The sequence below is a fragment of the Gordonia sesuvii genome, from assembly GCF_036350415.1.
GTDB classification, from domain to species: Bacteria; Actinomycetota; Actinomycetes; order Mycobacteriales; family Mycobacteriaceae; genus Gordonia; species Gordonia sesuvii.
Window position 1 is genome coordinate 595,807 of sequence record NZ_JAZDUF010000001.1, and the last position, 20,204, is coordinate 616,010.

Genomic DNA, 20,204 nt, shown 5'->3' on the forward strand with positions numbered 1-20,204 from the left:
AGGCGTCAGCGCTCGCCCACCGGCACATAGTGCAGGCCGCGGAACACCGCGCTGCTCGCGAAGACCGACGGCTCGAGTTCCACACCGCGGTGCCGTGCCATCCGCAACGCGAGACGAAGCAGCATCTTGATGTCGCGCGGGGTGATGTCGGGGAATCCGCCGACGAGGTCGTCGAGCAGTTCCTCGCCGAGTACGACGTCGTTGCCGGCCGCCAGGATCTGCCAGATCTCGCGGGCATCCTTGGGGCCGGGTGGCTGATACTCGATGACCGCGGCGCAGCGGGCGAGAATCGCCTCGTCGACGCCGTCGACCCGGTTGGTCGTGAGAAACAGGAGACCGTCGAAATACTCGAGGGTGCGCAGGAACTCGGCGACGATGGCGTTCTGCGCGAGGTCGAGTCCACGTTCCATCACGAACACGTCGGCCTCGTCGAGCAGCAGGACCGCGTCCCACCGTTTCGCGCGGTCGAAGATCACCTCGAGGTTCTTGCGGACCAGTTCGGCGGTGACCCCGAGCGAGCCGGAGTGGATGGAGTACAGCGGACGTCCCGTCACCTCCGCGTACACCTCGGCCGTCAGCGTCTTCCCCACTCCCGGCCGGCCTTTCGCCAGGATGACATTGCCCGCCGACTTGCCGTCGATGATATCGCCGGTGAAGACGGAGATGTCGGTGGTGAGGATGTTGAGCAGTTCCCGCTGCTCGTCGGGCAACACCAGCTTGTCCTGTAGGTGGGCGTCGTACTCGTAGGGCCGCAGGTCGGCGGTGTTGACGTCGAGGAAGTCCTGCGCGCCGAGGTCGAAGACCCGGACGGCGGTGATGACCGGGACGGGACCATAGGCGGCATCTCCGGCGACACTGTCCGAGAACAGGATCGACGGCGCCACCATCCGCAACGCGGCGATCTCACCGGGCGCGACGTCGTGGACGACCTTGCGGTTCTCCCGCTTGTTCGGCGACCGGTAGTCGTCGGTCCGGATCACCCGGCCGGTGAACCGGAACTGCCTGCCGAACCCGTCGTCGATGATGTCGCGGTAGTCGTTGCGGCGGGTTTCGTACGCGGCCTTCAGCTCTCGGGTCTCCTTGTAGGCCCCGCCGGCCGCGAGGACGTCGGCGGGAACCTTGCCGACGACTTCGGTGGCCTCGAACATCAACACCCGGGGTTTGCGCGACGGCCGCTTCACCGTTGCGTTGTCGGCCTCCATGGTGATCTTGATCCGGGCACCGTGGGTGCGGTCGGCGTGCTCCATGGTGATGTCGGTGACCAGATACGGGTGCAGATGGCCGTCGGATTCGCGGACGTAAACCCATCCGTCGATCAGGTCATGCGACAGGAAACTCCGGAAGATCTCCGTCGCCGCATCGATGTGCGGGATGACGGGGAATCGTCCGGACCGCGCCGCCTGGATCGCCGACACCGCTCGGCCGAACGACTCCTCGCCGACCCTCTCCGCGGTGGCGGCGAGGTCACTCAACGCGGCGTCGGTCAGATCGCGGTCGGCGATGGCCATCTCCGGTGATCGCCACGCCTGCGCCTGTCGCCGTGCGGCGACGAGAGCATCGGACGACGTGGCGGCCACCAGTGACGTGGGGGCGACGAGCACGCGTTCAGCGCTCCGGGTCGAGCACGAAGTCGTACTCCACGGCGACGCCTTCGCCGTTCGGGATGTCGTGCGGGTCGAGCATGAGCTCCGGCTTGACCGCCGATGCGATGTCGTCGTCGTTGTGCGGGTCGCCCGGGAAGTAGAGCTGCGTGGTGATCAGCTCGTAGCCGGGAGCGCTCACCTTGAAATGCAGGTGCGCCGGACGCCAGGCATGCCAACCGGCGGCCGCGATGAGCTGGCCGCAGGCGCCGTCGGTCGGGATCTGGTACGGCGCCGGACGCAGGCTGTGGATCTCGAACCGGCCGTCCTCGTTAGCCGTCCAGGTGCCGCGCAGGTTCCACTCCGGCAGTCCGGGCGCGAACTGCGAGTAGAAGCCGAGATCGTCGGCGTGCCAGAGTTCGATCTTCGCTCCGGTGAGCGGGGTGCCGTCGACGGCACGGACCTGACCGGAGAACACCATCGGGGTGCCGGGTTCGTCGTCGCGCATCGGAATGGTTCCGTTCCACCCCAGCTCGGGTGAGCCGTCCAGGTAGTACGGGCCCTCGATGGTGCCCTTGCTGCCCTCGCGGTGGGCGCTGGCCACTTCTTCGACGGAGTGCTCGACCCAGACGTCGAGGAACAGCGGCCATTCGCCGTCCTCGCCGACCTTGATCAGCCATGCCTTGAGCGCGTTGTACTCCTCGTAGCGGACCTTGTCGTCGATGACGATGTCGTTGATCGCCTTGATGACCTTGGACGCGAGATGGTCGACCCGCGCGGTGTCGACGACGCCGGAACGTGTGCCGGCGCCGGCCATACGCTCACGGAAACGGGCGGATGCGTTGGCGCCGGATTCCGCCGCCTTGGCGTTGACCTCGGTGTCGAAACTGGTGTCGGTCATGGGTCGTGCTCCTTCTTGATGTGGCCCGTGGGCTGACGCTGTGGGAGGGGGCCGGTCAGCCCGCAGCGATATCCGATGGGTGGGTGGCCAGGGGGGTCACCGCGATGTCCATGTAGGGAAACAGTGGGAGTCCGGACAGGATCTCGTGCAGTTCGTCGTTGTCGGTGACGTCGAAGATCGAGAAGTTGGAGTATTCGCCGACGATGCGCCAGATGTGCGGCCATTTGCCGCTGCGCTGCAGATCCTGCGAATACCCCTTCTCGCGTGCCACGATCTCGGCGCGCACGTCGGGATCGAGGTCGGTCGGGATGTGTACGTCCATCCGCACGTGAAACAGCATTGTCAGCTCCGATCGAGTCGGTAGTGGGCCAGCTTGTCCGAGTCGATCTCGAATCCGATTCCGGCGCATGCCGATCGGTGGAGATACCCGTCACTGATGCGGAGGGGCATCGTGAGCAGGTCGTCGGTCATATCGAGGAAGTTGGAGAGCTCGCCCGCGTTGCGTGAGGTGGACTCGAACGCCGACCCGAACGCCAGCGCGCAGGCGGTGCCGACCTGTCCGTCGATCTGGTTACCGATCACCACCTCGAGGCCGAGTCCTTCCGCGAGGTGATGGACTCGTCGCGACGCCGTGAATCCGGTGCGGGCGGTCTTGATGCTGATGGCGGTCGCCGCTCCCGCGAGGATCTCCCGGGTGACGTCGGCCGCGGTCGGCACCGATTCGTCGGCGATGAACGGCACGTCGAGTTGGCCGACGAGCCACCGACGGCCGATCACGTCGTCGGCCGGGCAGAGTTCTTCGGCGAACAGCAGATCGAGGTCGGCCATCTCCTTCATCGCCCGCGCGGATTCCGACGGCGTCCATCCGCGGTTGCCGTCGACATACAGGTCGACGCTGTCGCCGAACCGCTCGCGCAGGGCCCGGACCACCGCGGTGTCGAGATGGACGGGACGACGCCCGACCTTCACCTTGAATGTGCTGATGCCGTAGACATCCCGCATCTTCTCGGCCTCGGCGACCATGGTGGCCGGATCGTCGAATCCGAGCATGTGGCTGACCCGCATGCGGTCGGTGTAGCCGCCGAGCAAATCGGCCACCGGCATCCCGAGGGATTTGCCCAACGCGTCCCAGATCGCCATGTCCACTGCGGATTTCGCGGTCGGATTCCCGACCGTGCGGGCCAGCCGGGTGGTGACGACTTCCCGTTCGAGCAAGGTCAGGCCGACGATCTGGGGTGCGAACACCTTCTCGATCACCGCGATGATGCCGTCCTGCGTCTCTCCGTAGGTGAACGGCCGTGGCGGGGCCTCGGCGACCCCGACGAAGCCGTCGTCGGTGTGCACCCGGACCAGGACGTGTTCGGCGGCATGCACCTCACCGGATGCGAATCGCAACGGCTTCGAATAGGGAATGGAGAACGGGATCGCCTCGACTGCAGTGATTTTCATCGTGATTCTCCCAAGTAGACGTCGTTGGTGGGATGCGCTCCGGTGGTCACGTCCGCACCGAACGCGGCCGCGATCACGTCACCGACTGCATCGACGACGGGGTTGTCCTGGTCTGTCCGCCACGCGAGTGCCAGTTCGACGCTGCCCGCGTCGACGAGATCGCGCACGACCAGACCTTCCAGCGGAAGAGAGCGGATCGACGCGGGCACCACGGCCACACCCATCCCCGCGGCGACCAGGGCGAGCAGGACTGCGGTACCGGGCGCCCGGTGCGCGCGCTGTGGGACGAACCCCGCTCGGTGACAGGTCCGCAGGGTCGCGTCGTTGACCGCGGAATCACGGCTGTCGTACATCACGAACATCTCGTTGCGCAGGTCGCCGACCGACACCACCGGTTCCATCGCAAGCCGGTGATCCACCGACACCGCGAGCACCATGGGCTCGACGTCGATCAGCCGTGTGTCGATACCGTCGCCCACGACGGGCGGGCGCAGCACTCCGAGATCGATGCTCAGTGCCCGCAACCCGTCGCACTGGGCCGGGGTCAGCATGTCCGAGCTGATCTCGAGGTCGACATCGGGCAACTCGCGCTTGACCATCCGGGCGATGCGCGGCAGGTGGGAGAACGCAGCGATGCCCGTCAGCCCGAGTCGGATAACGCCGCTTCGGCCGGCGGCGATGCGTCGCACACCGTCAACGGCGTCGTCCACCCGCCCGAGTATCCGGGCAGCCTCGGCCTGTAGGTATTCCCCGGCGGGGGTGAGCGAGACCTGCCGCGTCGTCCGCGTGAAGAGCGTGACGTCGAGCTCGGCTTCGAGTTGCCGGATCGCGTAGGACAGCGCCGGCTGCGCGACATGCAGCTGCTGCGCCGCCTGTCCGAAATGGCAGGTGTCGGCGACGGCCGCGAAGTAGCGGAGATGCCGTAGCTCCATGTGGCGCGAACTTTCTGTGTTTCCGGTCCCGGTGTCTCACGACGGCGTGCACTGTGATCGGCACCACGTCTGAATCCACGGTAGGACGTCCATACATACGAGACAAGGACACAGTTTCCATTTATTGATCGATATTGCTTATCAAAATTGTCCTAGGTCAGGACTAGCGTTTGCCCCGGTGTGATCGCCGCCACGCGGTGCGAGAGTGCAGGAGACAGCCCACATCTCTTGGAGGTAGGACATGACCGCGTCGATCACCGACAACCTGCAGCACGTGCACTCGGTCCTCGAAGATGCCGTCATCGACGACCGCGAGGCCGGCATCTACCGCGCCAATCGCCGCATCTTCACCGACGAGGACATCTTCGAACTCGAGATGAAACACATCTTCGAGGGCAACTGGATCTATCTGGCGCACGAGAGTCAGGTGCCGAATCCGGGCGACTACTTCACGACCTACATCGGGCGGCAGCCCGTGATGATCACGCGTGACAAGGACGGCGAACTGCACTGCCTGATCAACGCCTGCGCTCACCGCGGCGCGATGATCTGCCGCCGCAAGACGGACAACCGGATGACCCTCACCTGTCCGTTCCATGGCTGGACTTTCCGCAACGACGGCACCCTGCTCAAGGTGAAGGACCCCGACGGCGCCGGCTATCCGGAGACCTTCAACGTCAACGGGTCGCACAATCTCACCAAGGTGGCTCGGTTCGACAGTTACCGCGGTTTCCTGTTCGGCAGCCTCAACCCCGATGTGCTCGACCTCGATGAGCACCTCGGCGACACCCGCCTCGTGATCGACATGCTCGTCGACCAGTCACCCGACGGTCTCGAGGTGCTGCGTGGCGCCTCCACCTACACGTTCGACGGCAACTGGAAGGTCCAGGCGGAGAACGGCGCCGACGGTTACCACGTGACGGCGACGCACTGGAACTACGCGGCGACCACCTCCCGGCGATCCACCGGTGAGTCCAAGAACGAGACCAAGGCGCTCGACGCCGGTGGCTGGGGCAAATCCGGTGGCGGGTACTGGTCCTACCCCAACGGCCATCTCTGCCTGTGGACCTGGGCGGCGAATCCGCAGGATCGTCCGTTGTGGGACAAGATGGACGAACTCAAGCAGCAGTTCGGCGACGCCAAGGGCGAGTTCATGGTGAAGGGGTCGCGCAATCTGTGCCTCTATCCGAATGTGTATCTGATGGACCAGTTCTCGACGCAAATCCGCCATTTCCGGCCGATCGCGCCGGACAAGACCGAGGTCACCATCTACTGCATCGCACCGAAGGGTGAGAGCGATGCCGCCCGCTCCCACCGAATCCGGCAGTACGAGGACTTCTTCAACGCCTCCGGCATGGCGACCCCCGACGACCTCGAGGAGTTCCGGTCCTGCCAGCTCACCTTCCGCGCGCAGGCAGCGCCGTGGAACGACATGAGCCGCGGCGCCGAACACTGGCTCACCGGACCCGACGAGGTCGCGGAGACCCTCGGCATGACCGGGGTCATCTCGGCGGGCATGAAGAACGAGGACGAGGGCCTGTATCCGGTGCAGCACGGCTACTGGCTGGACACGATGCGCAAGGCGGTGGATTCCCAACCGCCGGTCGAGTAGCCCGAGGCGCTAGCCGAGGGCGTATCGAGACCCCGCGACCAGACCGCCAAACTCCGAACAGGACACCCGATGACCACCACCCAGCCCACCCCCACCGCAGCGCCATCCGCAGCGCCCTCCGCAGCGCCCTCCGAAGCGGGAAAGCTCATCACCCAGAACATGATCGAGCAGTTCCTCTACCGCGAGGCCCGCTATCTCGACGACCGCGAGTTCGAGAAATGGCTCGACTGCTATGCCGACGACGTCGTCTACTGGATGCCGTCCTGGGACGACGCCGACCGACTCACCGAGGATCCCCAGCGCGAGATCTCGCTGATCTACTACCCCAACAAGGGCGGTCTCGAGGACCGGGTGTTCCGTATCCGCACCGAGCGCTCGTCGGCCACATCGCTACCCGAGCCGCGGACCAGCCACAACATCAGCAACGTGGAGGTCATCGAACGGCGCGGCGACCTCGTCGACGTCCGATTCAACTGGCACACCATGTATTTCCGGTATCACACGGTGGACCCCTATTACGGGACCTCGTTCTACACGATCGACTTCTCCGGTGAACAACCGCTGATCCGGCGCAAGACGATCGTCCTCAAGAACGACTACATCCATCACGTGGTCGACGTCTACCACTTCTAGGATCCGAGCAGATGACTGTCACGACCGACCGAAACACCGCTGCCGCAACCGGTGCGGACGTACCGACGCACCAGGTCGCACTTGCCTTCGAGGACGGTGTCACACGGTTCATCACCTGTCGCGAGGACCAGACCGTCGCCGACGCCTCCTACCGTCAGCGGATCAACATCCCCCTCGACTGCCGCGACGGCGCGTGCGGCACCTGCAAGGCGTTCTGCGAGTCCGGCGACTACGACGGCGGCACCTACATCGAGGATGCCCTGTCGGAGTCCGAGTCCGCAGAGGGCTATGCCCTGCCGTGCAGCATGAAGCCGAGAACCGATCTGATCCTGCAGATCTCGGCCACCTCCGACGTTGCCAAGACACAGGCCGCCACATTCACCGGAACCGTGGTCGACATCGAGCGGCTGTCGGAGTCCACGATGCGGCTCGGGATCGAGATCCCCAACCGAGGAGATCTCGCCTTCCTGCCCGGCCAGTACGTCAACATCGCGGTGCCCGGCACCGACGACGGCGAGGGCGGACAGCTGTCGCGGTCGTACTCCTTCGCCAACGGCCCCCACGAGGAACGATTGGTCTTCCTCGTCAAACTGTCACCGGGCGGCGCGATGTCCACGTACCTTACCGAGCGCGCCCAACGCGGCGAGTCGATCACGTTCACCGGTCCACACGGTTCCTTCTTCCTGCGTGAGGCGAGTCGACCGGTCCTGCTCCTGGCCGGCGGCACGGGATTGGCGCCGATCCTGTCGATGCTGCGAAAGCTGCACGACGACAACAGTCGCCGCAAGGTGCATCTGATCTACGGTGTCTCCACCGACATCGACCTGGTGGCCCTCGATGAGATCGAGTACTTCGCGCGCGAACTGCCCGGATTCACCTGGGACCACTGCGTCTCCGACCCGGAGAGCGCCGCCGCCAACAAGGGCTATGTGATGAGCCTGATCGGGCCGGGCCACCTCTACGACGGCGACGTCGCCATCTACCTCTGTGGTCCGCCACCGATGGTGGAGTCGGTACGCAAGCACGTCTCCGAGGAGGGCATCGACCCGACCGGCTTCTATTACGAGAAGTTCGCGCTCGCGGTTCCCGCTGCCGCGCCGACGGCCGAGCCTGAGGTCGCGACCGAGGTGACCGCTGCCGCTCCGATTGCCGTCACCGAGGACGCCGTGATCGAGGCACCCGACGCCCGGGCCATCGCCGGCCAGATCACCCTGCCCGCCAGTGACATCGCCGCCTGGCCCGAGGCGACGGAATCTCCGGACGAGGACGACAGCCGCCTGCGCATCGCGGGCCAGTCCGTCTGGACCGCTTCAGGTTCGGACGCCGCCGTCGACCCCGACGACGGGCGCCTCATCCCGGTCCAGGCACGCGGCATCGCCGGACAGGAGATGTTCGCGCCGGCCGGCGTCACCGCCCTGCATCCGACCGACACGGCACCCTCACCAACCGCAGCCTCCTCCACCGGGTCGATACCCGAAACGCCTGTCGAGCAACCGGATACGGCTGCGCCGACGGTCGCGTCGGAGGGCTACCAGATCGGTGAGGAGCATCCGGCCATCCACGAGTCTGACGCGCTCTTCGAAGCCCGTGCGGCGCTCGAACTCGGCGCGCTCGAACTCACCTTCGGCCGACTGACCAGCCAGCAGCTCGCGGGATACCGCCTGCTCGCCGAGACGACGTTGGCGTTCGTCGACGGCGACCAGTTCGTCGATGCCGCCGAATACACCGAGACGAACGCCAATTTCCACGACTACCTGTTCAGCCTGACCGGCAACTCCCACCTGCTGGAGGCGTATCAGGCGCTCGGTGTGAAGGGCCGGATGAGCGAGGTCCTCCGCCACGCCACCTGGTGCCACCCGCTCTGCGCACAGGATCACGTCGACATCGTCACCGCGTTCGAATCCGGGGACCGCGACGCCGCCCGCACGCTCATCTCCGCGCACGCCGACCGCTCCAAGCAGACGATGCGTAGGGCGATGGCCGACGAACTCGCCGCCCACCGGCCGCGTTTCGTCACCCCCGGGCGTTTCGCCGGGAAGGTCGTGCTGGTTACCGGCGCCGCCCAGGGCATCGGTGCGGCGACCGCACGCCGGATCAGTGCCGAGGGCGGCAAGGTGGTGTTGGCCGACCGCTCGGATCTCGTGACCGAGCTGGCCGACGAGCTCGCCACGACCGGCCCTGCCGCGACACCGGTCATCGCCGACCTCGAGACCTACGCCGGCGCCGAATCGGTGGTGGCGTCGGCGCTCGCCGCACACGGACGCATTGATGTGCTGATCAACAATGTGGGTGGCGCGATCAACTTCAAACCGTTCACCGAGTTCACCGACGACCAGATCCGCGCCGAGATCGACCGCTCGTTGATGACCACTCTGTTCGCGTGCCGCACCGCCTTGCCGTCGATGGTCCGGCGCGGAGCCGGTGTCATCGTCAACGTGTCGTCGGCCGCCACCCGCGGCATCCACCGAATCCCGTACTCGGCGGCGAAAGGCGGCATCAACGCGATCACCGCGTCGTTGGCGATGGAGTACGCCGAAGACGGCATCCGCGTGGTCGCCACCGCACCCGGCGGCACCGAAGCGCCGCCGCGGCGGATCTCGCGCGGCACTCCTGAACCGGCCGACGCCACCGAACAGGAGTGGTTCCAAGCCCACATCGACCAGACGTTGGCATCGGGCCTGATGCATCGCTACGGCACGCTTGACGAACAGGCCGCCGCGATCACCTTCCTCGCGTCCGACGAGGCGTCCTACATCACCGGTACGGTCCTGCCCGTCGCCGGGGGCGATCTGGGCTGAGTGCGATCCGGGCCGCCATGGTGCGATCTACGATGAGTCGATGATGGTCGTTGCCACCTGCGTCGGGCGACAGCGGGAGATCGAGACCATCGGTGCTCGCGTCCGGACCGTCGCCGGCGCCGAGTTCGTGGTCATCAGCGGAGAGTCCGGTGTGGGCAAGTCCACGCTGCTGGCCCATCTCGTTCGGCTGCAAGTTGATTCGGCCGGTACCGGCGCTGCCTTGTGGGCGCAGGCATCGAACCGGGACCATTCGACGCCCGAGGCTGTCCTGCGCCAACTCACCCAGTCGAATGGTGGGGCGACAGCACTGGCCGGTCTGCTCGACGACGCCGAGGGACCGACCCTCGTCGTGATCGACGACGCAGAGCACATCGACCCCGAGTCGTTGCACGCACTTCTGACCGTCACGCGTGAGCATCGCAGCCGAACGCTGGTGGTGTTGTCGATGTCCTTGCCCGTGCACCGGTTGCACGGGCTCGTCGTCGACGAGCTGAGGCTCGACGGAATCGGGGTCGACGCCGTTGCCGAGATGGCCGCACGCCGCGGGATCGTCATGCATCCGGGCGTGGTGGACCGCCTGACCCGCCACACCCGCGGAATCCCTCGCGACGTCATCGCGCTGCTCGACGAACTGCCCAGCGGAGTGTGGTCGCGGGGCGACATCACGCTCCCGGCACCCTCGTACGTGATCGACGATGTTCGCGCCCGACTCGAGAAGTGCTCGTCGCAGACACGTGCCCTCCTGCAGGCGCTGGTCATCCTGGAGGACGACGAACCGCTGTCGACAGCGGTCACGCTGGCCGGCATCGACAATCCGCTGGCGGCCATCGACGAGGCACGTGAGAGCGGCCTGGCCACGATCGAGGCCGCTCTCACTCCCGCCGATGCCCATCCGCGACTTGTGAATCCGCTCGTCCGATCCGCGGTGCTCGAGGCCATGGGCATGGAGGCGGTGGGTGACGCGCATCGGCGTGCGGCCGAGCTCGTCGCGGATCCGGCGCGAAGTATGCACCATCGGGTCGCCGCGACCCCGACTGCCGATCCCGAGCTCGCCGATGCGCTCGACGAACTGGCGCGGCAACGAGGCGCGGACGGCGCATGGGCCGATGCCGCCGGACTGTTCCGCCAGGCCGGGCGACTCACCTCGCAACCGGTTCTGCGCGACACCCGCGTCACCCTCGCCGTAGACGCATTGCTCGCCGCCGGTGACTGCGTCGGTGCCGGCGCCTTGGTCCCCCTCGTCGAGAGCCTGCGCGAAACCCCTTTGCGCAACGCGACTCTGGCCTATCTCGCGATCCTGCGCGGACGGTCGGCGGAAGCCCGTGTCCGACTGGACCGGGCATGGGACATCGTCAACTTCGACCGCGAACCCGACATCGCGGCCCTCATCGCGCAGCGCTACGTCCTGCACAACCTGGTGCGATGTCAGGGCTCCGAACTCGTGGAGTGGGCCGACCGGGCGATCGAGATGGCCGGCAGCCAGTCCCCGGCGGGAGTGGAGGCAGCCGTCATCCGCGGTCTCGGGCTCGCGTGGTCGGGGCGGCCCGTCGAAGCCAACGCGGAGTATGCGGTTCTCACCGAACGGATCCGCTTCGGAGCACAAGCGCAACGGGCGACCATGGGCCGGGGCTGGCTGCAATTGGGTCTCGACGATGTCGGGGCCGCACGGAGCAATCTCGAGACCGCCGTGTCGATGGCCAATCTCGGCGGCTCCACCCGGATCACGTTGTGGGCGTTGGCGTGGCTGGCGCGTACCGAGTTCGCGATGGGCGACTGGGACGCCGCCCTGCGCAACGTCGAACAAGGCCGTGCCCTGGCCCGGTCGAGCGGTATCGAGTTGGCCGGGCCACTGTTGAACTGGACAGCCGCCTCGATCCACTCGTTGCGTGGTGAGTGGCCGGAGGCCGAACGCCGCGTGCAGTCGGCGGCCACGCATGCCGGCGACTACGAGATCATGCGCATCCCCGAACTGCTGGCGCGGGCGCAGATCGCCGAGGCCGCGGCGGATTACGAGAAGGTGAGGCGAACGCTGGAGCCGTTGACACGGATGGCCGACGACGTGCCCGGTCTCCGTGAACCGGGCTGGTGGCCGTGGGTCGATGTGCTTGCCAACGCGCTCGTCGTCGGCGGGCAACTCGACGCGGCCGACGCACTGCTGACGCCGTACGAGAAGCTCGTCGCAGAACGTGGACACCGTTCGGCGAGTGCACGTTTGAAGTATGCACGAGGGCGTCACCTCGGTGCGACCGGCGATATCCACCAGGCCCGGAGGACCTTTGAGGAGGCGCTGGAGTTACTCGATGGTCTCCCGTTGCGTTACGACCGCGCGAGGGTGAACTTCGCCTACGGCCAGACGCTGCGCCGCGCCGGAAAGCGCCGCGCGGCCGATGCGATCATCGGCACCGCTCGCGAGATCTACTTGTCGCTGGGCGCGACGACGTACGTCGAGCGTTGCGAACGAGAACTGAAGGCGGGCGGGCTGAATGCGAGCCGCGGGGACCGTGGCGACGTAGAACTGACGCCGCAGGAAGAGGCGGTCACCGCGCTGGTAGCCCGCGGTATGTCCAACCGCGAGGTCGCGGCCGAACTCTACATCTCACCGAAAACCGTGCAGTATCACCTGACTCGCATCTACGCGAAACTCGGTCTGCGTTCCCGAGCCGAACTCGCCGCGGCCCGTCGCTGATCCCCTGCCGCTCGTCCAGCAGCCGACTACCCCTCGCTGATCGAGTAGCCGACGAAACGCCGTCCCCCGCTGGTCGAGTAGCCGACGAACGCCCTTCCTCGCTGGTCGAGTAGCCCGAGGCGCTAGCCGAGGGCGTATCGAGACCTCCGCCGGTCGAGCAACCAAGTCAGCCACAGCCAACGCCCCTCAGCGGTCGAGTAGTCGACGACCGCCCCCTCGCTGGTCGAGTAGCCGACGAGCGGCAGCGAGGAGGCGTATCGAGACCTCGCATCCGTCACTCGCGTCGCTGTTTCCGCGCCAGCCGCTTCAAGTCGTCAAACCTCCCCTCGATCAGTGCGAGCCGCTTTGCGCGCGACCACCCCTGGATCCGCTTCTCCAGGGCGTACGCCTCGCCAACCGACTCACATTCACGGTGGTAGACGAGCTGGACCGGAAGTCGTCGGCGGGTGTACGCGGCCCCACGACCGGAGTTGTGTTGGTCGAGGCGCAGATTCAGGTCCCGTGCGCTGCCGACATAGAAGCTGCCATCGGCGCATTCGAGGATATAGACGTGAGCGCTCATGGGTTGATCATCGCGCACGATGGGGTGGGGTTGGCCGGAACCATCCACAGGCTCCGGGGTCTCGATACGCCCTCGGCTAGCGCCTCGGGCTACTCGACCAGCGGGTGGGGCCGGCTACTCGACCAGCGGGCGGGGCGACTACTCGACCAGCGGGCGGGGCGACTACTCGACCAACGAAAGGGTGCGGTGATCCACCAGTGGTGCACCGGTTCTCGCCTCGACGGTCGCGAAGTCGACGCCGGAAGCGAGTTCCACAACGTCGAAACCTGTTCCGTTGACATCGAACACGCCGAGGTCGGTGATGACCCGGCTGACGACGGAGCGTCCGGTCAGCGGAAGCGAGCAATCGGCAACCAGTTTCGGGTCGCCCTTCTTGGTCGAGTGCTCCATCAGGACGATGACCTGCTCGGCGCCGTTGACGAGGTCCATGGCACCGCCGATGCCCTTGACCATGGCGCCGGGCACCATCCAGTTGGCGAGGTCGCCGTTGCCGGCCACCTGCATGCCGCCGAGGACGGCGACGTCGACATGCCCGCCACGGATCATCGCGAAACTCGTTGCGGAATCGAAGAACGACGCTCCCGGCAGCACCGTCACGGTCTGCTTACCCGCGTTGATGAGGTCCGGGTCCACCTGATCTTCGTAGGGATAGGGCCCCACACCGAGGATGCCGTTCTCGGCGTGCAGCGTGATGCCGGAGTCGTCGGGCAGGTGGTCGGGGATCAGTGTGGGCAGGCCGATGCCGAGGTTCACATAGTCGCCGCGGCGCAGTTCCTTTGCCGCGCGCGCGGCCATCTCGGTACGAGTCCAGGTCATGGTGTAATTCTCCTACGTGTGGGCCGGCTCGGCGTGGCCGGGCCGCGGACGAGTGGTGCGCTGTTCGATCTCCTTGCGGGAAGCCTGTTCCGGCGTGAGCTCGACGATCCGCTTGACGAAGATGCCCGGCAGATGGATGTCCTCGGGTGCGAGTTCACCGACTTCGACGACCTTCTCCGCCTCGACGATGGTGGTGCGCCCGGACATCGCGGCGGGCGGATTGAAGTTGCGGGCCGCGGCGTGGAACTTGCAGTTACCGGCCTTGTCGACGACGGCGGCCCGGATGAGTGCGTAGTCGGTCACGATGGCCTCTTCGAGGACCATGTCCTGCCCGTTGAAGGTGCGAACCTCCTTGGGCGGCGACGACAGTGCCACACTGCCGTCGGGGTTGTAGCGCCACGGCAGCCCGCCGTCGGCAACCAGTGTGCCGACGCCGGTCGGGGTGTAAAAGGCCCCGATTCCACTGCCACCGGCCCGCATCCGCTCGGCGAGGGTGCCCTGCGGAGTGAGTTCCACGGTCACCTCCCCGGCGAGGAACTGCCGGCCGAACTCCTTGTTCTCGCCGATGTAGGAAGCGATCACCTTGTCGATCCTGCGGGCCTCCAACAGCAATCCGAGGCCGGCACCGTCGACGCCGCAGTTGTTGGACACGATGGTGAGGTGCCCGGCGCCCTGGTCGAGGAGCGCCTCGGTGAGGAACCACGGGATGCCGGCAAGACCGAACCCACCGACGGCGAGGCTGGAGCCGTCCGGGATGTCGGCGACGGCGTCGGCGGCCGAGTCGGCCAGTTTATCGATGCTCATGACTGCTCCAGGTGTTCGATCAGTGCAGGGGTGATGATGTCGGGTTGCTCGGCGTTGGCCAGATGCGCGGAGTGCGGAACCACCAGCAGGCGCCCGTCTTTGACGGCGTCAGCGATCTCGGCCAGCTTGGGCGCCGGGGTGGCCGGGTCGTCGGCGCCGGCGATCGCCAGCGTCGGCGCGACGATCGCGGGCAGATCGTCCCGTTGGTCCATCACCGCGATGGCCTCGCAGCAACCGGCATAGCCTTCCGCGGGCGTAGCGGCCACCATGTCCTCGTGGTGCCGGCGGGATTCCGGGTTCTCGGTCCGGTAGGAATCGGTGAACCACCGCTGCACAACGGCTTCGGCGACGGCGCCGGTCCCCTTCTCGCGCACGGTGGCGGCGCGGTCGGTCCATCCGGATGACGGCGTGAGCTGGGCGCCGGTACACAAAAGCGCGAGCCTGTCGACACGCTCCGGGTTGCGGATCGCGATGCGCATCGCCGTCATCCCGCCCAGGGAGAGGCCGACGAGGTGGGCTCGTTCCACGCCGAGTCGATCCATCAGTGCCGTGACGTCATCGGCGAGGTCGTCGATCGTGTAGGGCCCCTGCGGAACCGGCGAGCCGCCGTGGCCTCGGGTGTTGTAGCGGACGACGCGGAAGCGTTCCTCCAATGCGGGCAGCTGCGCATCCCACATCCGGTAGGTGGAGCCCAACGAATTCGACAGCACCACAACGGGTCCGTCGGCCTTGCCGGTGACAACCGCCTCGACCTGTACCGCGGTCATCGGACCACCTCGAACACCGCCGCGAGCCCCTGCCCACCGCCGATGCACATGGTTTCCAGAACGTGGCGGGCGTCGCGCCGACGCGCCTCGTATGCCGCGGTGGCGAGAATCCGTGCGCCGGTCGCTCCGATCGGGTGACCGAGGGAGATCCCGGACCCGTTGGGGTTCAGGCGATCATCGTCCGCGTCGACCTTCCACTCGGCGAGCACCGCGAGAACCTGCGCCGCGAACGCCTCGTTGAGCTCGATCAGGTCGATGTCGTCGAGCGTCAGTCCGGCCCGATCGAGCGCGGCAGCGGTGGCGCGGACGGGCCCGATGCCCATGATCTCCGGCTCGCATCCGGTGACCGCCCAGGACCGTAGGGTGAGCAGCGGATCGAGTCCGCGGCGTACCGCTTCGTCGCGGGTGGTGACCACACACATCGCCGCGCCGTCGTTCTGGCCGGATGCGTTGCCGGCGGTGACGGTGGACTCGGGGTCGAGCTTGGTCCGGATCGCCCGCAGTTTGGCAAGGGATTCCGCCGACACGTCGGCACGCGGGTGCTCATCCCGGTCGACGACGACGTCGGGTTTACCCCGCTTTCCGGGCACGGTCACCGGGACGAGCTCGTCGGCGAATCGGCCGGAATCGTGGGCGGCGATCGCCCGCTGGTGCGACCGGACGGCGAACGCGTCCTGCTCGTCGCGGCTGATCCCGTAGCTCGCGCGAAGATTCTCCGCCGTCTCGATCATGCCGCCGGGCACGGGGTGGCTGTCGCCGCCGGCCGTCAGGCGGCCCCGGTCGAGGCGGTCCATCAGTTCGATCCCGCCCTGCCGAACGCCGGTCCGCAGACCGAGGGCGTAGTGCTCGACATTGGACATCGACTCGGCACCACCGGCAACGACCACGCGGGCGCCGCCGGTGGCGACCTGGGACGCGGCGTTGAGCACGGCCTGGAGCCCGGAGCCGCATCGGCGGTCGACCTGCATACCGGGCACACCGACGCCGAGGCCCGCGTCGAGCGCAGCTATCCGGCCGATGGCGGGCGACTCGCCACCCGCGTAGCCCTGCCCGAGGATCACGTCATCGATGTCGCCCTCGCCGAGGCCGGTCCGGGCCGCCAGTTCGCGCAGGAGTCCGGTGGCCAGGTCGGTGACCGACAGGGTGGCTAGCGCGCCACCCATACGCCCGACCGGCGTGCGCAGGGGCGAGCAGATGACGACGTCGGTTCCAGCACTCATGGGACCAGCCTAGGAACACCCAGCGATATTGAGAAGTATCCATTTGGGCATCAGTGATATGCGTAGAGTCTCAATCATGGAGCTGCGACACCTTCGGTACTTTCGCGCCGTGGCCGAAGAACTGCACTTCGGTCGGGCCGCCGAGCGCCTGCACATCGCCCAGCCCCCGCTGTCCCAGCAGATCCGGCAGCTCGAGGACGAACTCGGGGTCACGCTGCTGGTGCGCTCGACGCGCAAGGTGGAGCTCACGCCCGCGGGCCGGGCCTATCTCGAACGGGTGGACGCCATCCTCGATGCAGTCGATGTCGCCGGTCTGCAGGCGCAGCGGATCGCGGAGGGACGGCAGGGCAGGCTCGCAATCGGGTGCGTGGGTTCCGCGACCTATTCGCTGCTCCCCCGGTATGTCCGCGCGCTCCGCGACGAACTGCCAGATCTCGACGTCAGCGTGCGCGGCGAGATGCTGGCGCCGGCGCAGTTGTCGGCACTGATGTCCGGCGAGATCGATCTGGCGTTGCTGCGGCCTCCGGCCGGCGACGCCGAGGTGGTCGTCGAGACGATCCGCCGTGATCGTCTGTTCGTCGCACTGCCCGACGGGCATCCGCGCGGCGGAGACCGCACGATTCGCCTGGAGACTCTGCGAGACGCCGAGTTCATCGTGCACGCGGGGCACGGACGGTCGGTGTTGAACGGCATCGTCGCGGCGATGTGTTCGGCCGCCGGTTTCGTGCCGCAGATCCGCCACGAGGTCACCGAGACCTCGACATTGGTGACCCTGGTCGCAGCCGGACTCGGCGTCGCCGTCGTCCCGGAACCGACATCGGCGCTCGGCGTGGCCGGTGTGCGATATCTACCGTTGGCGCCGGGCGCCCCCACCATCGACCTCGCCGTCGCAAGACTCGCTGCCGATCCGCCCCCGGCGATCCGACACGCGCTCGCAGTGCTGCGGCGGGTGGCAGCGATGTCCTGAGGCGAAGTGCGGGCAGCGATCAGTACCCGAGGAACGCGTCGGTGTGCACCCGCCAGAACCGCCACCGCGTGCTCGGGTCGACCCGTCGAATCGCCGACGCCGTGGCACGTACGAAGCCCGGGTTGCCCGAGACGTAGTAGTGCGCGGCATCATCGACATTCCCATCGAGCACCTCACGGAGCGCGGACTCGTCGAAACCGTCTGCGCTGTCGACTGATTCGACGACACGGACGGTCGCATCCGCTTCGCGTGCCACGCGCAGGACGTCGCCGTAGACCACTCGGTCGGCAGCACGGACAACACTGATCACCGTGAAACGCCGTAGGTCGGCGCCGTCATCGGCGAGCGCAGCGGCGAGCATGGAACGGAACGGCGTGATGCCGATGCCCGAGGCGAGCAGGACGACCGGTGTGTCCCGGCCGCGCGGCAAGGTGAAGTCCCCGCCCGACGAATCGAGGTGGACGCGGCGGGTCCCGCCGGTGATGAGCGACCGCTTGAAGTGCGAGCCTTCGCCGGACGAGGTGAACGCGAAGCGGATCGGTGTGGCGCCGGGGGATTCGGCGTAGGAGAACACTCGACGCGAGCTCCGCCACACCGGTCGCGACCACTCGGGGGCGCTCAGCATGGCCCACTGCCCAGGGCGGAAGGTCACCGGGGACGGGGAGTGCAGCTCGAGTTCGTAGGTGTTGGCGGCGATCGGTTGGGCCCGCGGTCCGGGCTTGTCCGGTTGCGCGGCGAGGGTGAGTGGTACCCGGCCCGCAGCCGGATTGCGTGTCGCCAGCCGGACCCCGAACGCGTAGAGCGCCCCGACGAGCAGCGCGACCTCCGGAACGAACTCGATGGTGAATGCGTCGGTCACGTGGATCGACACCTGCCAGTACATCAGCACCCCGACGAGGACGCCGTAGATCGCGCGATGCAACCGTGTCGTCGGCGACGTCAACGGCTCGGGCAACATGATGGCGGCGACGAAGAAGGTCGGACTCGAGACCGCCCAGAATTGCAGCGACTGACCGCCTTCGGTGAGCTCCAGTACCCCGATCGTCACCAGAGACGCCGCCAGGAACACCACGACCAACCGCCATTCGCGCAGCACCGTGACCAACAGCACGCCGATCACGACCATCGCGACCGCGAGGGGTTCGGCGGCGACCCACCAGATCGGGTACCCGATACTGCCCACGTCGCCGTACGCCAGGCCGTAGACGACGACCGCTCCGGCCACGGCCGGATTCACCACCAGCCGATGCCGCCAGACCAGCACATACTTCGACAAGGCTGCCGCCGCAGCTCCGACGGCGACCGTGGCCGCGGCACCGGTATCGGCCACGCCCGGGAGGATGAAGAACAGGATGAGCGCGGTGATCAGCCAGGAGTCCGACCCCGGAGGGACACGCACGATCGCCGCGCAACCATAGGTGACCGCGCCACTCACGGCGACCGCGATGAGCAGCGAGAGCGCCAACTCTCCTGCGCTGTAGGCGAATTCGTCGTTCGTCCCGGCCACCACGAACGCGACCGCAGCCAGCGCGACCAGCGCCAGGAGCACGGCACGATGCGCGGTCAGCCAGGTCGGGATCAGCTTCGTCACAGATACAACTCCAATCCGGGTATGTCCGTGTGCTCCACGCTCCCGCTTCGGCGGATCGTCACATGATGAAACCCGGCAGGGTGAAAGTCGAACGCGGAACGCAACATCGAGGCCGGCGTGAAGAACAGTGCGGTCGCGAGACCGTCGGCGATCATCGCCTCGGGCGCCACCACCCAGGTCGCGAGCACCTCCCGCGCCGGCGACGCGGTGTGCGGATTCACGATGTGATGCCAGTCCGCCCACACCCTGCGGTTGGCGGCCGATGCACAGATCGCGCCGCGGTCGAGTTCGATCACCCCGATCGCCTTCGTCGCATCCGTCGGGTGCTCGAGGGCGATCCGCAGGGGACGGCCATCGGACCGGACACGCATGTCACCGCTGCCGTCGACCACGAATTCGTCTGTGGCGTCTCCGATGATGGCCGCCACACGGTCCACCGCGAATCCTTTGCCCGCGGCACCCACATCGAGCACCGTCGGCACACGGACGTCGAGCACACCGCGATGCTCGGCGAGGACGTCCTCCCAGGTCGGCGCCGACGCGATCGACGCCTCCGGCACGAGGCGATAGGACGCGTCGTAGCCGGCGTCGACGAGGATCTGACCCACCATCGGCGAGACCGCCCCGGACGTCAGTTCGTACAGGCGTCGATACCAGTCCAGGAGAGGCTGATCGGGCGGATCGACCGGGTAGACGTCAGCCCGCCGCGCGATCTCTGAGACCACCGAATCCGACCGGAACCGCGACCACACACGGTCGATGCGGTCGAGTTCGGAGGTCACTTTCCGCCGCGTCGCCCCCGGCAGCGGTTCCGCCGTCGAGATCTCCCATCGCGTACCCAGCGCGTCGAAGCACCAGTCGTGCGCGAACATCGACACCCGGATCG

The 20,204-nt window shown here is 67.2% G+C and carries 17 protein-coding genes; 5 read left to right on the top strand and 12 right to left on the bottom strand.

The window, feature by feature from the left end; translation table 11 throughout:
• Positions 1–5: 5 nt before the first annotated feature.
• From VZC37_RS02710 to VZC37_RS02730, 5 genes are read right to left on the bottom strand one after another with little or no spacing between them, the layout of a single operon-like run.
• Positions 6–1,601 (bottom strand): ATP-binding protein, encoded by a 1,596-nt coding sequence (locus VZC37_RS02710; protein ID WP_330430873.1) that lies wholly within the window; start codon positions 1,599–1,601, stop codon positions 6–8.
• A gap of 4 nt (positions 1,602–1,605) precedes the next feature.
• Positions 1,606–2,481, bottom strand: coding sequence for a catechol 1,2-dioxygenase (gene catA, locus VZC37_RS02715; protein ID WP_330430874.1), 876 nt, complete (start codon positions 2,479–2,481; stop codon positions 1,606–1,608).
• A gap of 55 nt (positions 2,482–2,536) precedes the next feature.
• On the bottom strand, positions 2,537–2,821 hold the full coding sequence (gene catC / locus VZC37_RS02720) for a muconolactone Delta-isomerase (RefSeq protein WP_330430875.1): 285 nt from the start codon (positions 2,819–2,821) through the stop codon (positions 2,537–2,539).
• Between the two features lie 2 nt (positions 2,822–2,823).
• Positions 2,824–3,930 carry a mandelate racemase/muconate lactonizing enzyme family protein gene (locus VZC37_RS02725; protein WP_330430876.1) on the bottom strand — a complete coding sequence of 369 codons (1,107 nt, stop codon included), beginning with the start codon at positions 3,928–3,930 and terminating at the stop codon, positions 2,824–2,826.
• Positions 3,927–4,862, bottom strand: a complete 936-nt coding sequence (locus VZC37_RS02730) for a LysR family transcriptional regulator (RefSeq protein WP_330430877.1) — start codon at positions 4,860–4,862, stop codon at positions 3,927–3,929. The genes VZC37_RS02725 and VZC37_RS02730 overlap by 4 nt, the downstream gene beginning before the upstream one ends.
• Positions 4,863–5,103: 241 nt before the next feature.
• Here VZC37_RS02730 and benA point away from each other — a divergent pair, with 241 nt between their 5' ends.
• The 4 genes from benA to VZC37_RS02750 all read left to right on the top strand — a co-directional run bounded on the left by benA (position 5,104) and on the right by VZC37_RS02750 (position 12,591).
• On the top strand, positions 5,104–6,474 hold the full coding sequence (benA, locus tag VZC37_RS02735; protein ID WP_330430878.1) for a benzoate 1,2-dioxygenase large subunit: 1,371 nt from the start codon (positions 5,104–5,106) through the stop codon (positions 6,472–6,474).
• 69 nt (positions 6,475–6,543) lie between these two features.
• Complete coding sequence (gene benB, locus VZC37_RS02740) at positions 6,544–7,107, top strand: benzoate 1,2-dioxygenase small subunit (protein WP_431309309.1); 564 nt, start codon at positions 6,544–6,546, stop codon at positions 7,105–7,107.
• An 11-nt stretch (positions 7,108–7,118) separates the two neighbouring features.
• On the top strand, positions 7,119–9,905 hold the full coding sequence (gene benC, locus VZC37_RS02745) for a benzoate 1,2-dioxygenase electron transfer component BenC (protein WP_330430879.1): 2,787 nt from the start codon (positions 7,119–7,121) through the stop codon (positions 9,903–9,905).
• Positions 9,906–9,945: 40 nt separating this feature from the next.
• Positions 9,946–12,591: a LuxR C-terminal-related transcriptional regulator gene (locus VZC37_RS02750; RefSeq protein ID WP_330430880.1), complete on the top strand. Its 2,646-nt coding sequence runs from the start codon at positions 9,946–9,948 to the stop codon at positions 12,589–12,591.
• A gap of 274 nt (positions 12,592–12,865) precedes the next feature.
• Here the strand turns inward: VZC37_RS02750 and VZC37_RS02755 are convergent, their stop codons facing one another.
• The 5 genes from VZC37_RS02755 to VZC37_RS02775 all read right to left on the bottom strand — a co-directional run bounded on the left by VZC37_RS02755 (position 12,866) and on the right by VZC37_RS02775 (position 16,760).
• A complete protein-coding gene (locus tag VZC37_RS02755; RefSeq protein ID WP_330430881.1) occupies positions 12,866–13,153 on the bottom strand; it encodes a GIY-YIG nuclease family protein in 288 nt (95 codons plus the stop codon).
• 162 nt (positions 13,154–13,315) lie between these two features.
• Complete coding sequence (locus VZC37_RS02760) at positions 13,316–13,969, bottom strand: 3-oxoacid CoA-transferase subunit B (protein WP_330430882.1); 654 nt, start codon at positions 13,967–13,969, stop codon at positions 13,316–13,318.
• A 12-nt stretch (positions 13,970–13,981) separates the two neighbouring features.
• Positions 13,982–14,773, bottom strand: a complete 792-nt coding sequence (locus VZC37_RS02765; protein WP_330430883.1) for a CoA transferase subunit A — start codon at positions 14,771–14,773, stop codon at positions 13,982–13,984.
• The gene (gene pcaD, locus VZC37_RS02770) at positions 14,770–15,540 is read right to left on the bottom strand and encodes a 3-oxoadipate enol-lactonase (RefSeq protein WP_330430884.1); all 771 of its coding nucleotides are present in this window, start codon (positions 15,538–15,540) and stop codon (positions 14,770–14,772) included. Before pcaD ends, VZC37_RS02765 begins: the two co-directional genes overlap by 4 nt.
• Positions 15,537–16,760, bottom strand: a complete 1,224-nt coding sequence (locus VZC37_RS02775; RefSeq protein WP_330430885.1) for an acetyl-CoA C-acetyltransferase — start codon at positions 16,758–16,760, stop codon at positions 15,537–15,539. The genes pcaD and VZC37_RS02775 overlap by 4 nt, the downstream gene beginning before the upstream one ends.
• Before the next feature lie 76 nt (positions 16,761–16,836).
• Between VZC37_RS02775 and VZC37_RS02780 the strand changes: the two genes are divergently transcribed.
• Positions 16,837–17,727, top strand: a complete 891-nt coding sequence (locus VZC37_RS02780) for a LysR substrate-binding domain-containing protein (RefSeq protein ID WP_330430886.1) — start codon at positions 16,837–16,839, stop codon at positions 17,725–17,727.
• 19 nt (positions 17,728–17,746) lie between these two features.
• Here the strand turns inward: VZC37_RS02780 and VZC37_RS02785 are convergent, their stop codons facing one another.
• Together VZC37_RS02785 and VZC37_RS02790 are read right to left on the bottom strand one after the other, a co-directional pair.
• Positions 17,747–19,318 (bottom strand): RnfABCDGE type electron transport complex subunit D, encoded by a 1,572-nt coding sequence (locus tag VZC37_RS02785; protein WP_330430887.1) that lies wholly within the window; start codon positions 19,316–19,318, stop codon positions 17,747–17,749.
• Positions 19,315–20,190 carry an FAD:protein FMN transferase gene (locus tag VZC37_RS02790; protein ID WP_330430888.1) on the bottom strand — a complete coding sequence of 292 codons (876 nt, stop codon included), beginning with the start codon at positions 20,188–20,190 and terminating at the stop codon, positions 19,315–19,317. The genes VZC37_RS02785 and VZC37_RS02790 overlap by 4 nt, the downstream gene beginning before the upstream one ends.
• Positions 20,191–20,204 lie beyond the last annotated feature (14 nt).

Excerpts from the sequence above, each read along its gene's own strand:
- VZC37_RS02775 (WP_330430885.1), bottom strand. The coding sequence starts at position 16,760 with ATGAGTGCTGGAACCGACGTCGTCATCTGCTCGCCCCTGCGCACGCCG.
- VZC37_RS02760 (WP_330430882.1), bottom strand. The coding sequence starts at position 13,969 with ATGACCTGGACTCGTACCGAGATGGCCGCGCGCGCGGCAAAGGAACTG.
- catA (WP_330430874.1), bottom strand. The coding sequence starts at position 2,481 with ATGACCGACACCAGTTTCGACACCGAGGTCAACGCCAAGGCGGCGGAA.
- VZC37_RS02755 (WP_330430881.1), bottom strand. The coding sequence starts at position 13,153 with ATGAGCGCTCACGTCTATATCCTCGAATGCGCCGATGGCAGCTTCTAT.
- VZC37_RS02750 (WP_330430880.1), top strand. The coding sequence starts at position 9,946 with ATGATGGTCGTTGCCACCTGCGTCGGGCGACAGCGGGAGATCGAGACC.
- pcaD (WP_330430884.1), bottom strand. The coding sequence starts at position 15,540 with ATGACCGCGGTACAGGTCGAGGCGGTTGTCACCGGCAAGGCCGACGGA.
- VZC37_RS02780 (WP_330430886.1), top strand. The coding sequence starts at position 16,837 with ATGGAGCTGCGACACCTTCGGTACTTTCGCGCCGTGGCCGAAGAACTG.
- benA (WP_330430878.1), top strand. The coding sequence starts at position 5,104 with ATGACCGCGTCGATCACCGACAACCTGCAGCACGTGCACTCGGTCCTC.
- VZC37_RS02765 (WP_330430883.1), bottom strand. The coding sequence starts at position 14,773 with ATGAGCATCGATAAACTGGCCGACTCGGCCGCCGACGCCGTCGCCGAC.
- VZC37_RS02790 (WP_330430888.1), bottom strand. The coding sequence starts at position 20,190 with ATGTTCGCGCACGACTGGTGCTTCGACGCGCTGGGTACGCGATGGGAG.
- benB (WP_431309309.1), top strand. The coding sequence starts at position 6,544 with ATGACCACCACCCAGCCCACCCCCACCGCAGCGCCATCCGCAGCGCCC.
- VZC37_RS02725 (WP_330430876.1), bottom strand. The coding sequence starts at position 3,930 with ATGAAAATCACTGCAGTCGAGGCGATCCCGTTCTCCATTCCCTATTCG.
- catC (WP_330430875.1), bottom strand. The coding sequence starts at position 2,821 with ATGCTGTTTCACGTGCGGATGGACGTACACATCCCGACCGACCTCGAT.
- benC (WP_330430879.1), top strand. The coding sequence starts at position 7,119 with ATGACTGTCACGACCGACCGAAACACCGCTGCCGCAACCGGTGCGGAC.
- VZC37_RS02730 (WP_330430877.1), bottom strand. The coding sequence starts at position 4,862 with ATGGAGCTACGGCATCTCCGCTACTTCGCGGCCGTCGCCGACACCTGC.